At 37.5% G+C, this 12931-nt stretch carries 13 protein-coding genes; 12 read left to right on the forward strand and 1 reads right to left on the reverse strand.

Going from position 1 to position 12931, the window contains the following annotated elements:
• Positions 1-58 precede the first annotated feature (58 nt).
• Positions 59-853: a sporulation protein YpjB gene (gene ypjB, locus QF028_RS05705; protein WP_429464474.1), complete on the forward strand. Its 795-nt coding sequence runs from the start codon at positions 59-61 to the stop codon at positions 851-853.
• A gap of 46 nt (positions 854-899) precedes the next feature.
• Here the strand turns inward: ypjB and QF028_RS05710 are convergent, their stop codons facing one another.
• Positions 900-1772 (reverse strand): YitT family protein, encoded by an 873-nt coding sequence (locus QF028_RS05710; RefSeq protein ID WP_429464475.1) that lies wholly within the window; start codon positions 1770-1772, stop codon positions 900-902.
• A gap of 196 nt (positions 1773-1968) precedes the next feature.
• On the opposite strand from QF028_RS05710, the gene QF028_RS05715 reads away from it, so the two are divergent.
• From QF028_RS05715 to dinG, 11 genes are all read left to right on the forward strand, one after another.
• A complete protein-coding gene (locus QF028_RS05715; RefSeq protein ID WP_214997579.1) occupies positions 1969-2313 on the forward strand; it encodes a nucleotide pyrophosphohydrolase in 345 nt (114 codons plus the stop codon).
• Positions 2314-2318: 5 nt separating this feature from the next.
• Positions 2319-3122 carry a 4-hydroxy-tetrahydrodipicolinate reductase gene (gene dapB, locus QF028_RS05720; RefSeq protein WP_429464476.1) on the forward strand — a complete coding sequence of 268 codons (804 nt, stop codon included), beginning with the start codon at positions 2319-2321 and terminating at the stop codon, positions 3120-3122.
• Between the two features lie 11 nt (positions 3123-3133).
• Positions 3134-3550 carry a methylglyoxal synthase gene (gene mgsA, locus QF028_RS05725; protein WP_168244905.1) on the forward strand — a complete coding sequence of 139 codons (417 nt, stop codon included), beginning with the start codon at positions 3134-3136 and terminating at the stop codon, positions 3548-3550.
• On the forward strand, positions 3543-4253 hold the full coding sequence (bshB1, locus tag QF028_RS05730) for a bacillithiol biosynthesis deacetylase BshB1 (protein WP_429464477.1): 711 nt from the start codon (positions 3543-3545) through the stop codon (positions 4251-4253). Before mgsA ends, bshB1 begins: the two co-directional genes overlap by 8 nt.
• A 2-nt stretch (positions 4254-4255) precedes the next feature.
• Positions 4256-5383 carry an N-acetyl-alpha-D-glucosaminyl L-malate synthase BshA gene (gene bshA, locus QF028_RS05735; RefSeq protein ID WP_429464478.1) on the forward strand — a complete coding sequence of 376 codons (1128 nt, stop codon included), beginning with the start codon at positions 4256-4258 and terminating at the stop codon, positions 5381-5383.
• Between the two features lie 10 nt (positions 5384-5393).
• On the forward strand, positions 5394-6593 hold the full coding sequence (locus QF028_RS05740; RefSeq protein ID WP_429464479.1) for a CCA tRNA nucleotidyltransferase: 1200 nt from the start codon (positions 5394-5396) through the stop codon (positions 6591-6593).
• Entirely contained in the window at positions 6578-7555 is a 978-nt protein-coding gene (locus QF028_RS05745; RefSeq protein WP_429464480.1) for a biotin--[acetyl-CoA-carboxylase] ligase, read from the forward strand. Before QF028_RS05740 ends, QF028_RS05745 begins: the two co-directional genes overlap by 16 nt.
• Positions 7556-7796: 241 nt before the next feature.
• Positions 7797-8633, forward strand: coding sequence for a 3-methyl-2-oxobutanoate hydroxymethyltransferase (gene panB / locus QF028_RS05750; RefSeq protein ID WP_429464481.1), 837 nt, complete (start codon positions 7797-7799; stop codon positions 8631-8633).
• Positions 8630-9478: a pantoate--beta-alanine ligase gene (gene panC, locus QF028_RS05755; RefSeq protein WP_429464482.1), complete on the forward strand. Its 849-nt coding sequence runs from the start codon at positions 8630-8632 to the stop codon at positions 9476-9478. The genes panB and panC overlap by 4 nt, the downstream gene beginning before the upstream one ends.
• A gap of 29 nt (positions 9479-9507) precedes the next feature.
• Positions 9508-9891, forward strand: coding sequence for an aspartate 1-decarboxylase (gene panD, locus QF028_RS05760; RefSeq protein WP_429464483.1), 384 nt, complete (start codon positions 9508-9510; stop codon positions 9889-9891).
• Between the two features lie 167 nt (positions 9892-10058).
• The gene (gene dinG, locus QF028_RS05765; RefSeq protein WP_429464484.1) at positions 10059-12860 is read left to right on the forward strand and encodes an ATP-dependent DNA helicase DinG; all 2802 of its coding nucleotides are present in this window, start codon (positions 10059-10061) and stop codon (positions 12858-12860) included.
• Positions 12861-12931 lie beyond the last annotated feature (71 nt).

The raw sequence follows: 12931 nt of genomic DNA on the forward strand, positions 1-12931 counted from the left end.
GGTCTAACCTTGTCCACCCCTACATACATTTTATTAGTAATGAAAGGGGGGACAAGGATTGAGAAACAAATGGTTTTTTTTCTTTGCAATTATCATGATGCTTACTCCCATAACTGTAAATGCAGAACAACAATCTCCTATGGAGAAGCTTGATGATATATCAGATGAAGCTCTCCAAATGGTGAAGTTTCATAGATATGAAGATGCTAAAAGACTGCTTGATTATTTTTCGGATCAATTCACAAGCATTACTGGTAATAAACCGTCGCTAACAATGGATGAAGTAAGAATAATTAATACCTCCCATGATGAAGCAGTGGAAGCAGCAGTTAGTTCCAACATGAAATATGAGGAACGAATAAATAAATTAGTCAAATTTCGTCTTGTCATTGATGCCATTGCAACAAGTCACCAACCATTATGGATTGAAATGGAAGATCAAATAATGACAGCTTTTCATCAAGCAAAAGATGCGGCAATTAAAGGTGATTCAGGGCACTTTCATTCAAACTTTAATTCCTTTTTATCCTTGTATAACGTGATCTATCCGAGTATGAAAATTGATGTGTCTGTAGAAAATGTTCAAAGACTAGACGCACGGATAGATTTTATTAATGAATACCGTTCCCAAGTTGTAAATGATTCTAAAAGCCAACAGGAGTTGGAAAAACTTGATACGGACTTAGTTAATCTCTTTTCTAACATGGAAGAGGATGAGGCAGATCCAAACATTTGGTGGGTTATTATTTCGACAGGAAGCATTATTATCATGACATTATCCTATGTTGGCTGGAGAAAGTATCAAGGTGACAAGAATATGAAAAAAGACCGTTCGAGAGATTTAAAGGATTGATTTAAAAGTTAAGAAAAAGCAATGTCCAAACGCGGACATTGCTTTTTTAGTCTACTAAAGGCATTTTATTTTCATCGAGTGTGAAACCTTCTCCATGGACATCATGAACAATTGTGATGGAGACAAATGCATGGGGATCAACGGAAGTTATTACATTTTTTAAACTGACTATTTCATTTTTTGCGACAACACAATATAAGACTTCACGCTCACTTTTAGTGTAAGAGCCGTATCCCTTTAGGACTGTTACTCCTCGGTCCATTTCTTCCATAATCTTAGAGGCAATTTGCTCGTTCTTTTCCGAAATAATCATAGCTCCTCGCGCTGAATAAGCACCTTCTAACATGAAATCAATTACTCTAGCGCCGATAAACACAGCTACGAGTGTGTACATTGCTTGTTTATAATTTAAGTATGTTACCAAAGATAAAGCGATAACACATGCATCAAACAAGAACATTGTTTTTCCCATATTCCAGCCTGCATATTTTTGGACAAGCCTAGCAATAATGTCTACTCCTCCTGTAGTTCCTCCATAACGGAAGATCACGCCTAAACCAATGCCTGTAAAAACCCCTGCAAATAATGCAGCTAATGTTAAATCACTTTGAAGTGGCATATCAATGGAATAGCGTTGAAATATCCATAAAAAAATGGACACCCCGACTGTCCCAAATATCGTATATAAAAATGTATTACGTCCTAACAATTTCCACCCAATAAAAAAAAGTGGTATATTTAAGAATAGATTTGAATAGGATGGATCCCATTTAAACAAGAAATAAAATAGAAGTGCGATGCCTGTGAAGCCGCCTTCTGCCAGTTTGTTTTGCATATTAAAATTGACAAGGCCAAACGACATTATCGCTGCTCCCAATAGGATAAATAATATGTTTTTTACTTTAAGACCATGTAACATTAATAACCCCCCTCTACCATAAATTCTCTTATATGGCGGTTTTTATTATATCGAATAAAAAATGTTAGGGCAATGAGTACAGTAAAAGAGGGTAATATAAATGAAAACATTTGTAAATCGGCGTTAATTTAGCTAACATAAACAATAGAATAAGGATATGGACATAATAATCAGTCTTATTGATGAGGTGAAATACATGGCCAAAGAAAAGACGATGAAAGACCTTCAGCAAGAAGTAGATTTGTACATTAGTCAATTTAAAGAGGGGTATTTCAGTCCGCTTGCGATGCTAGCAAGACTTACAGAAGAACTAGGTGAATTTGCGAGAGAAGTAAACCATTATTATGGTGAGAAACCCAAAAAAACAAGTGAAACTGAAAAGGCCATCGAAGAAGAACTTGGTGATCTTTTATTTGTATTAATTTGTTTTGCTAACTCTTTAAATATCAGCTTAGAAGATGCACATAATTATGTAATGGAAAAATTTAAGACAAGAGACAAAAATCGGTGGACAAGAATTAATGAAGAAAAAATGGAGTGAACTTAATGGAACAAATTAAAATTATCATCGCTGGTCCCCGCGGCCGAATGGGCAGTGAAGCAGTGAAGTTAGTAACGAATATTGATCATTTTGAACTTTTAGCTGTTGTGGATCATAAATATGATGGAATGATGCTTAGCGACTTGGAAGGCTTTCATTCAATACATAACGTACCCGTTTATAAAAATATCGAAACATGCCTGCAAAATGTCCATGCGGATGTCTTGATTGATCTAACCACACCTGAGGTGGGCATGCATCACGCAAAAACTGCACTTACAAACAATGTTCGACCGGTGGTTGGAACAACAGGTTTTACTGCAAAAGATTTAGAGGAATTAGAACATATTTGTCATGAGAAAAAACTGGGATGTATTATTGCTCCGAATTTTGCCATTGGTGCTGTGTTAATGATGAAATTCTCACAAATGGCTGCGAAATATTTTAACGATATAGAAATTATTGAATTGCATCACGATCAAAAACTGGATGCTCCTTCAGGAACAGCTGTAAAAACAGCAGAAATGATTTCTGCAGTTCGTGAGGAAAAAAATCAGGGGCACCCAAATGAGAAAGAAACGATCCAAGGTGCGCGGGGTGCAACGTTCGATGGAATGCATATTCACTCGGTACGCTTGCCTGGACTTGTTGCCCACCAACAGGTGTTATTTGGATCTGATGGTCAGACTCTAACAATAAGGCATGATTCATACCATCGCGGCTCTTTTATGTCGGGTGTAAAAGTGGCAGTAGAATCTGTAATGACACATAATACTTTTGTTTATGGACTAGAAAATATTTTAGAATAGGGAGTAAATATATGAATATCGCCTTAATAGCTCATGATAAAAAGAAAAATGATTTGGTTCAGTTCGCGACTGCTTATCAAAATATATTTTCGAAGCATACATTATTTGCGACTGGGACAACTGGACAGCGAATTAGTGAGGCAACGGGTCTAAGTATAACTCGTTTTCAATCTGGACCCCTTGGCGGTGACCAGCAAATCGGAGCAATGATTGCCCAAAATAAAATGGATGCTGTTTTCTTCTTCCGTGACCCATTAACATCACAGCCACATGAACCAGATGTAACAGCATTGGTTAGACTATGTGATGTATACTCGATTCCACTTGCTACTAATATGGGAACTGCAGAATTATTAATAAGAGGCCTAGAACTGGGGCTTATTGAGTGGAGAAATCTAAATAAAGAGAATGGTGCAATCAATGATTAATCAGCACCTTCATGTCCTTGCATTTGGTGCACATGCGGACGATGTCGAGATTGGCATGGCTGGAACGATTGCTAAATTGACCTCCCAAGGGAAACAAGTTGGTATCTGTGACTTAACAGATGCCGACCTTTCTTCAAATGGGAATGTACCCCTAAGAAAAGAGGAGGCGGCAAAGGCTGCAGGGATACTAAACGTCTCTATGCGTACATCACTGGGTTTTCCAGATAGAGGATTATTTCTTAAAGACGAATACATAAGAGAGATTGCAAGGATTATTAGAACATACAAGCCTCAGAGTGTGTTTGCACCTTATTTTGAAGACCGCCATCCTGACCATGGTCATTGTGCTAGTTTAGTGGAGGAAGCTGTTTTTTCATCTGCCATAAGAAAATATGTAACAGAAGGTAATGAACCTGCACATCGGGTGGAAAGAGTTTATTTTTATATGATTAATGGTTTTCATAAACCAGATTTCACCATTGATATTACTCAATATATGGATAAAAAACTCCAAGCATTGAGGGAGTACAAAAGCCAATTCGAGCAAACAGAAAAAACCTATAGTACTCCGCTTGTAAATGGGTATATTGAAACTGTTGAGTCAAGGGAAAGAATGTTTGGTAAGTTGGTTGGTGTTACATTTGCTGAAGGGTTCAAAACGAAAGTTCCAATCCTTTTGAATCGTGATTTGATAGGAGAATAAACATGAGGAAACTTAAAATTGGTATTACTTGCTATCCGACAGTAGGTGGTTCAGGTGTAGTAGCGACGGAATTAGGGAAAATGCTCGCTGAAAAGGGACATGAAATTCATTTCATCTCATCAAGTATCCCATTTAGATTAAATAAAATGTACCATAATATCTATTATCATCAGGTTGAAGTGAATCAATATTCCGTGTTTCAGTACCCACCTTACGATATTGCCTTAGCAAGTAAAATGGCGGAAGTGGCTAATCGGGAAAAATTAGATCTGCTACACGTCCACTATGCTATTCCTCACGCTGTATGTGCAATACTAGCAAAGCAAATGAGTCATCGAGATATTAAAATTGTCACGACATTACATGGTACCGATATAACGGTTTTGGGGTATGATCCTTCTTTGACAGATGCGATTAAATTTGGAATTGAAAAATCGGATGTGGTAACAGCAGTTTCCAAGGCTTTAGTGGACCAGACCTATGAGTTGATCAATCCAGATAAACAAATTGAAACAGTGTATAACTTTATTGATGACCGCATTTATAAAAAAAGTGATGCACGTGCTTTAAAGTCAGAATTTGGGATAAAAGAAGATGAAAAGGTAATTATTCACGTTTCCAATTTCCGTCCAGTGAAACGGGTACAAGATGTAGTAAAGTCCTTTGCAAAGATTGCATCTGTAATGCCAGCCAAGCTACTATTGGTCGGTGATGGCCCTGAAATGACCATCATCTGTAAACTTGTCAGAGAGTTTGGACTAGAAGATCAAGTCATTTTCTTAGGTAAACAAGAGAGCCTAGAGGAATTGTACTCCATCAGTGATTTAATGCTGTTATTATCGGAAAAGGAAAGCTTTGGACTTGTTGCATTAGAGGCGATGGCATGTGGAGTTCCTTGTGTCGGTACGAATGTTGGTGGTGTACCAGAAGTTATTAATCATGGAATGAATGGATTTATTTGTGAAGTAGGCGACATCGACGATATCTCTAATAAGTCATTAGCCATTTTAGTTGATCAGGACCTTCATCAGCAATTTTCCAAACAATCTGTGGAGACAGCAAAAACTAAATTTAAGGCTGACCAAATTGTTGAACAATATGAACAAATATATTTTAATTTACTGAATTAAGGTGAAGTAAATGATTGACCCATTTTTAGCAGCAAGTCCTGTATTAAAAAAGCTAGAGGATGCTGGCTTTGAAGCCTATTTTGTTGGTGGCTCCGTTAGAGATTTTCTGTTAAAACGAGAGATTAATGACGTTGATATTGCAACAAGCGCAACCCCCGATGAAGTGAAAAGGATTTTTCCAAAAACAGTGGATATTGGAATCGAACATGGAACAGTTCTTGTTCTTGTAAATAATGGAGGATATGAAATTACCACCTTTAGGACCGAATCAGACTATCAAGATTATCGAAGACCCAAAGAGGTTACCTTTATCCGCAACTTAAAAGAGGATTTACAGCGCAGAGATTTTACAATGAATGCTATTGCAATGGACAGAAATAGAAAATTAATTGACCCATTTAATGGATTTATAGCCATTCAAGAAAGAATAATTCAAACAGTTGGAAGTCCGAATGACCGCTTCCAAGAAGACGCCTTAAGAATGATGAGAGCAGTTAGGTTTGTAAGCCAACTCTCTTTTCAGATCGAAAGAGGTACGGTTCAAGCATTAGCAAAGCTTGTTCACTTGCTTGATAACATTGCTGTAGAGAGAAAAAGGGCGGAGTTTGAGAAACTCTTAATTGGTAAAAATAAGACTAAAGCGTTGAATATTCTCCTTGAAGCAAATATTTATTCTTATTTACCAGGTTTGAAGGGAAAGAGGCAGCAATTAGAGGAGTTCCGTAGTTTTAAAAGTGTGAATCTTAATAAAAATGAAATGTGGTCACTCTTAATTTTCTGTATAAATTTAAAAGAAAAAGAGATAGAGTTATTTTTAAAAGAGTGGCGGCTTGCACTTAAAGAAATAAGAGAGATTCAACAAGTTGTTCATTTCCTTACAAAAAGACTTGAACAAGATTGGACCATATATCACCTATATTCTGCTGGTCGTGAACATATCCTATCAACGGAAAAGCTCTACCATGTTATTAATGGGACCAACGAAGTTCAATCGATTGAACATTTGATTAAGCTGTATGAAACCCTGCCGATAAAAGACCGTTCAGAAATGAATGTGACTGGAAATGACGTAATGGATTGGTTCAATAAAAGAGGTGGACCATGGCTTAAGGAGACGCTTTTAACCATCGAAGAAAATATTCTAGCCGGAAATCTAGATAACGACAAAGAAAAGATCAAGGAGTGGCTAATGAAGTGCAATCAGAAATAAGAAAAGAATTAATTGATGCCTTTACAACTGCAGGTGAAACCTTTTTATCAGGGCAGCATCTAGCAGAACTCATTGGCTGCTCAAGGACGGCAGTATGGAAGCATATTGAGGAATTAAGGAAGGAAGGATTTGAATTAGAAGCCGTTAGAAACAAAGGTTACCGGATTCTAAAAACTCCCGAGAAAGTGACTGCAGATGAGGTAAGGCTTGGCTTAACCACAAACTTTATAGGGAGAAATATCCATTATGTAGAAAGTGTGGAGTCTACCCAAAAGCTTGCCCATCACTTTGCTTCAGAAGATGCCCCGGAAGGCACGGTCATCATCGCAGAAGAGCAGTTGTCAGGCAGGGGTAGAATGGCCCGAAAATGGCATTCTCCAAAATATACAGGTATATGGATGAGTATGATTATACGTCCAAATATACCCCTAAGCAATGCGCCACAATTGACATTGCTCGCAGCAGTTGCGATTGTTCAAGCCATTGAAGAAATGACAGACCTTACTCCGGAAATAAAATGGCCGAATGATATTCTTATTAACGGAAAGAAAGTAACGGGAATATTAACGGAATTACAAGCGGAGGCCGACCTTATTCATTCAATTATCATAGGAATTGGTATAAATGTGAATCAGAAGAAAGAAGATTTCCCGTTAGAACTTCAAGAAATAGCTACTTCCCTATTTATCGAGGATGGAGAAACTGTTTCGAGAGCAGAGTTAATTAGATCTATTTTCAAACACTTTGAAAAATTATATACGCTGTATCTAGAACAAGGATTTATTCCAATAAAGCTTTTATGGGAGGGTTATGCCGGCAGTATCGGAAAATACATAAAAGCTAGAACCCTTACGAATACCATTGAAGGAAAAGCACTAGGAATAACCAATGATGGAGTGCTGCAGTTAGAGGATTTGACCGGTACGATTCATCATATCTATTCTGCGGATATTGAGTTTTAAAAGCTTGAACTTTTCGTAGAATTTGTTATAATTCTATCCAATGGGCAGTATCCAATGAGAACTGCACCTTTACGAAACTAACAATTAATAAGGTTTCTGCCTAGATCCGTATAGCGGACCGGGACAGAGGGATGAAGCATGTTAAAAGTGTAACTGGGATCCTCTGCCTTCAGAAGGATCTTTTTATTTGCTCTTTTAAAATCTTTTTATCCCCTCTCCCATATAAAAGGAGGGAAAATTGATGAAGCAAACAACAGATTTCTTGAAAATGAAGGAAAATAATGAAAAAATCGTTATGTTAACCGCGTATGATTACCCTTCGGCTAAGCAAGCTGAAGAGGGCGGAGTTGACGTTATATTGGTGGGAGACTCTCTTGGGATGGTAGTCCTTGGTTATGACTCAACCATACCAGTAACGCTTGACGACATGATCCATCATACAAAAGCTGTAAAACGTGGAGCAAAAGATACCTTTATTCTCGCTGATATGCCGTTTCTAACTTATCATTTATCTGTTCGAGATACATTATTAAATGCTGCCAGACTAATACAAGAAACGGGTGCACATGCGGTTAAACTAGAAGGTGCAGATGATGTTATTGAAAAAATTACTGCTTTAACTAGAGCCGGTATTCCTGTCTGTGCCCATTTGGGGTTAACCCCTCAATCTGTAGGTGTATTAGGTGGATATAGAGTACAAGGGAAAGATGCCCAAGCAGCAAGGAAATTGCTCCAAGACGCAAAGAAATGTGAAGAAGCCGGTGCCTTTGCTATCGTTCTTGAATGTGTACCAAAACAACTGGCCGAGGAAGTTGCCCAAATGATTTCTATTCCAGTTATTGGTATTGGGGCCGGAGTTGCGGTCGATGGTCAAGTTCTCGTTTATCATGATATTCTGGGCTATGGCGTTAATCGCGTACCGAAGTTCGTCAAACAATATCATGCTGTCAATCCATTTATGATTGAATCAATTCAAGCCTATGCAGCTGACGTTAAAAATGAACGGTTTCCTGAAGAAAAACATTCTTTCACAATGAAGGAACAGGAACTGAAAGAGCTTTATGGAGGTACGAAATGAAGGTTATCTCAACCATTATGGAAATGCAGGCAATAATAAATAAACATAAGCTCCAAGAAAAATCGATTGGCTTTGTACCAACAATGGGATTTTTGCATGAAGGTCATTTAACACTTTTAAATAAAGCAAGACAAGATAATGATATCGTTGTTCTAAGCATTTTTGTTAACCCATTACAATTTGGACCAAAAGAGGATTATGCTGAATACCCGCGTGATCTTGATCGTGATTGCGCCTTGGCTGAAAGTGAAATGGTCGATTTTCTTTTCCATCCATCCGTTGAGGAAATGTATCCAAACGAGCCTTCGGTTAAAGTTAACGTCCGTGATCGCACGGATGTTTTATGTGGGAAATCACGCCCAGGCCATTTTGATGGCGTCGCTACAGTAATAACAAAACTCTTTAACATTATCATGCCAACAAGAGCTTATTTTGGGAAAAAAGATGCCCAGCAGGTGGCAGTTCTTGAAGGGTTAGTTTCTGATTTTAATATTCCTGTGGAACTTATTGCAGTCGATATCGTTCGTGAAAATGATGGACTTGCTAAGAGTTCTCGGAATGTTAATCTTCTGCCCAAGGAAAGACAAGAAGCTCCTGTACTGTATCACAGCCTTCAAGCTGCAGTGGCAGCAATTAATGAAGGTGAGCGAAATCCAGCGAAATTAATTAGTATGATTAGTGAAATGATTACCAATGAATCAACGGGTACAATTGATTATGTCCAAATCTACTCCTATCCACAATTAAAGCAACTGGAAAAATTAGAGGGTACAATTATTATTGCACTGGCTGTAAAATTTACGAAGGTACGATTAATAGACAATTACATTACGAATTTAGATTGATAGAAAAAAGAGAACGGGGGAGGAATATAATGTTTCGCAACATGATGAACGGAAAAATCCATCGAGCAACTGTTACAGAGGCTAATCTAAATTATGTAGGCAGTATCACGATTGATGAGGACTTATTAGATGCAGTTGGAATGATTGCAAATGAAAAGGTGCAAATTGTTAACAATAACAATGGTGCGCGTCTAGAGACCTATATTATTCCTGGCGAGAGAGGTAGTGGTATCATTTGTTTAAATGGTGCAGCTGCCCGCTTGGTTCAAAAAGGTGATATCGTTATTATCATTTCCTACGCCCTTATTGCTGAAGAAAAGGTAGCAGCACATAAACCTAAAGTAGCGATCATGGATGAAGACAATCGGATTAAAGAACTAATCAATGCAGAACCAGCTCTAACCATCATGTAATCCCCAATTTCGGGGATTTTTCTTTTTTTACGACTGTTTTATATAATAAATATAAAAAAGATCGTAAAGATAATGGTAGAATGGGAAGCATCCTAGTATTGTTTACTTTTTCTTTTGAAGATAATGTGATACCGTTCTAATGAACGAAGGTTTGGGGTGTTAATGAAATGATAAATAAATTCGTCGTAATTGATTTGGAAACAACGGGAAACATTCCAAAAAAGGGTGACAAAATCATCCAATTTGCTGCTGTGGTCATTGAAAATGGAAAAATCACAGAAACATTTTCGTCATTAATAAATCCGAAAAGATCCATTCCAATATTTATTGAAGAATTGACCGGCTTAAATGATGACATGGTGAAGGATGCTCCCCTATTTTCGGAAATAGCAGAAAAGGTCACGGCTTTACTGGATGGGGCTTATTTTGTTGCACATAATGTGTTATTTGACTTGTCTTTTCTTCAGGAAGAATTAATCCAATCGGGTCAGGAAGGGTTCTTTGGCCCTGTTCTTGATACGGTGGAAATGGCAAGAATACTTTATCCGACAGCTGATGGTTATAAGTTATCGGATTTAGCAGAGAAAGAAAATCTTAATCATGATCGCCCCCACCAAGCTGATAGTGATGCACAGGTAACTGCTGAGCTTTTCTTAATTCTTTTAGAGCGTTTGACATCCTTACCTAGAGTAACGCTAAAACAGCTTGCACATCTTTCTGGCGGTCTCAAAAGTGATCTACAGCAGTTTCTTGATGAAATACTCGTAAACAAAGATGACACGATTGAACAATTTTCGGAGTCGTTCGAGATTTTTAAGGGGATAGCCTTAAAAAGGCTTTCTGAGCAGTCAGGAACGAAGGATGAAGGTAAAGAATATCAATATCCTGCAAGTGAGGATGAAAAAACCGAGCTAGTAAAACAAGCCTTTGCAGCCTTTGAGAAGAGGACAGGCCAATTTACCATGATGGATACTGTGTATCAATCCTTTCAAAATGAAAACCATACATTGATTGAAGCTGGAACCGGTGTCGGAAAATCACTTGGGTACCTGCTGCCGATTGCCTACTTTTCAAGGCAAAAGGAGCTTCCTATAGTTGTAAGCACGCATACCATTCAGTTACAAGAACAAATTCTAAAAAATGAAATCCCGATCTTAGATAAAATTTTGCCCTTTAAGCTTAACTCTGTTCTCCTAAAGGGAAGGAATCATTATATTAGTTTAGAAAAGTTTAATCAGACACTTGCAGATGATAGTGATAATTACGATACAGGGTTAACCAAAATGCAAATTCTTGTTTGGCTGATTGAAACTGAAACAGGTGATCGGGATGAGTTAAACCTATCAAGCGGCGGGCAAATATTCTGGAATAAAATTAAGAACGAACCCGCTATGTTTATGCAGAACCAAGCTTGGCAAGAAAGAGATTTTTATTTGAAGGCCAAAAGAAATGCGCAAACTGCCGATATTATTATTACCAATCACTCTTTGCTATTAAGTGATATTAAAGGAGAAGGCACAATTTTGCCCGATTTTTCTTTCGCTATCATTGATGAAGGACATCATTTTGAAAAAGTAGCAAGTCAGTTTTTTGGTCATACATTAGATTACTTATCCACTCGGCTCTTATTGGGTCAATTTGGTGTTTTAGAACAAAAACAGCTCTTTTATGAATTGGAGAAGCTAATTGCTTCTGTACCAAAGAAACCTGAGATGATGGCACCTGCAACTAAGTTAAATCAAATAAATGTTGACCTTGCTTTTGAAACAGACGAATTTTTTCAATTGATTGCAATTTTTGCAAAAGCCAAGCTTACAAATAAAAGAGGAATTAACCGTGCCAAGGTGCGCTTTTCTCTTCAAGACGAGGTAAAAGAAAAAAAGGCACTTGTACATAGTGCAGAAAGGTTTGCCTTTTTACTTAAGGATTTTCATTCAGTCATTATTGAACGACTCGAATGGATCAAAAGGGAAAGTAATTCGTTAACACGTTCCCAAGAAAATAAAATGGAAGAAATCCAAACCTTTCTAAATGATCTATCAGAATTAAGAGACACGGTTATTCATTCCTTTATTAAAAAAACGAACGATGTAAAATGGATTGAAATAGATATTCGTTCACCGCAAAATGTTACAACCTTTTTAGCTCAGCCAGCATCTGTGGCCGACCAACTAAAGGCACAATTTTTTCAACTTAAAAAAGCGGTAGTGATCACTTCTGCTACTTTGACTGTGAATAAATCATTTGACTATATCATGAAGGAAATTGGACTTGATCCGGTTTCAACGATACAGTTGAACATTCCGTCGCCATTTGAATATAATCAACAGGTACAACTCTTAATACCTGAAGACTTACCAGAAATAAACACGGTATCGTTAGAAGATTATGTCATTTCAATTACTGAGCATATCATCACAATTGCAGAGGCAACAAAAGGAAGAATGCTGATTCTATTTACCGCCTATGACATGCTAAAGAAAACCTATGAACTAATTAAAGAAAGTGGTTTTTTGCATGACTATGCAATGATTGCCCAAGGGATAACCAGTGGCAGCCGAACTAGGCTAACTAGAAATTTCCAGAGATATGATAAGGCATTATTGCTAGGGACAAGCAGTTTCTGGGAAGGGGTAGATATACCTGGTGAGGACTTATCGTGCCTTGTAATTGTTAGGCTGCCATTTAGTCCCCCTGATGAACCTTTAACAGAGGCAAAATGTCAGTTAATCGAAAAACGCGGGGGTAATGCTTTTTCTGAATACTCACTACCAGAAGCGGTCCTAAGATTTAAACAAGGATTTGGTCGGTTAATTCGTACGGAAAATGACCGTGGAATTATTGTGGTTTTTGATAAAAGAATTGTAACGACCAAGTATGGTAAGGCCTTTTTGAAATCAATTCCCAATGTTCCTATAAAAAAGGGTAAGATGGATGAGTTAGCTGAAATTATTGACTCTTGGTTATAATAAATCAGTCGGACCAATTGTCTAATATACTGGATAATATTTGGTAAAAAACACATCCTATATTATGGGAG

It is taken from the genome of Neobacillus sp. B4I6 (assembly GCF_050434045.1).
In the GTDB taxonomy this organism is placed as follows: Bacteria; Bacillota; Bacilli; order Bacillales; family Cytobacillaceae; genus Neobacillus.

Excerpts from the sequence above, each read along its gene's own strand:
- QF028_RS05710 (WP_429464475.1), bottom strand. The coding sequence starts at position 1,772 with ATGTTACATGGTCTTAAAGTAAAAAACATATTATTTATCCTATTGGGA.
- QF028_RS05715 (WP_214997579.1), top strand. The coding sequence starts at position 1,969 with ATGGCCAAAGAAAAGACGATGAAAGACCTTCAGCAAGAAGTAGATTTG.
- dapB (WP_429464476.1), top strand. The coding sequence starts at position 2,319 with ATGGAACAAATTAAAATTATCATCGCTGGTCCCCGCGGCCGAATGGGC.
- mgsA (WP_168244905.1), top strand. The coding sequence starts at position 3,134 with ATGAATATCGCCTTAATAGCTCATGATAAAAAGAAAAATGATTTGGTT.
- bshB1 (WP_429464477.1), top strand. The coding sequence starts at position 3,543 with ATGATTAATCAGCACCTTCATGTCCTTGCATTTGGTGCACATGCGGAC.
- bshA (WP_429464478.1), top strand. The coding sequence starts at position 4,256 with ATGAGGAAACTTAAAATTGGTATTACTTGCTATCCGACAGTAGGTGGT.
- QF028_RS05740 (WP_429464479.1), top strand. The coding sequence starts at position 5,394 with ATGATTGACCCATTTTTAGCAGCAAGTCCTGTATTAAAAAAGCTAGAG.
- panB (WP_429464481.1), top strand. The coding sequence starts at position 7,797 with ATGAAGCAAACAACAGATTTCTTGAAAATGAAGGAAAATAATGAAAAA.
- panC (WP_429464482.1), top strand. The coding sequence starts at position 8,630 with ATGAAGGTTATCTCAACCATTATGGAAATGCAGGCAATAATAAATAAA.
- panD (WP_429464483.1), top strand. The coding sequence starts at position 9,508 with ATGTTTCGCAACATGATGAACGGAAAAATCCATCGAGCAACTGTTACA.
- dinG (WP_429464484.1), top strand. The coding sequence starts at position 10,059 with ATGATAAATAAATTCGTCGTAATTGATTTGGAAACAACGGGAAACATT.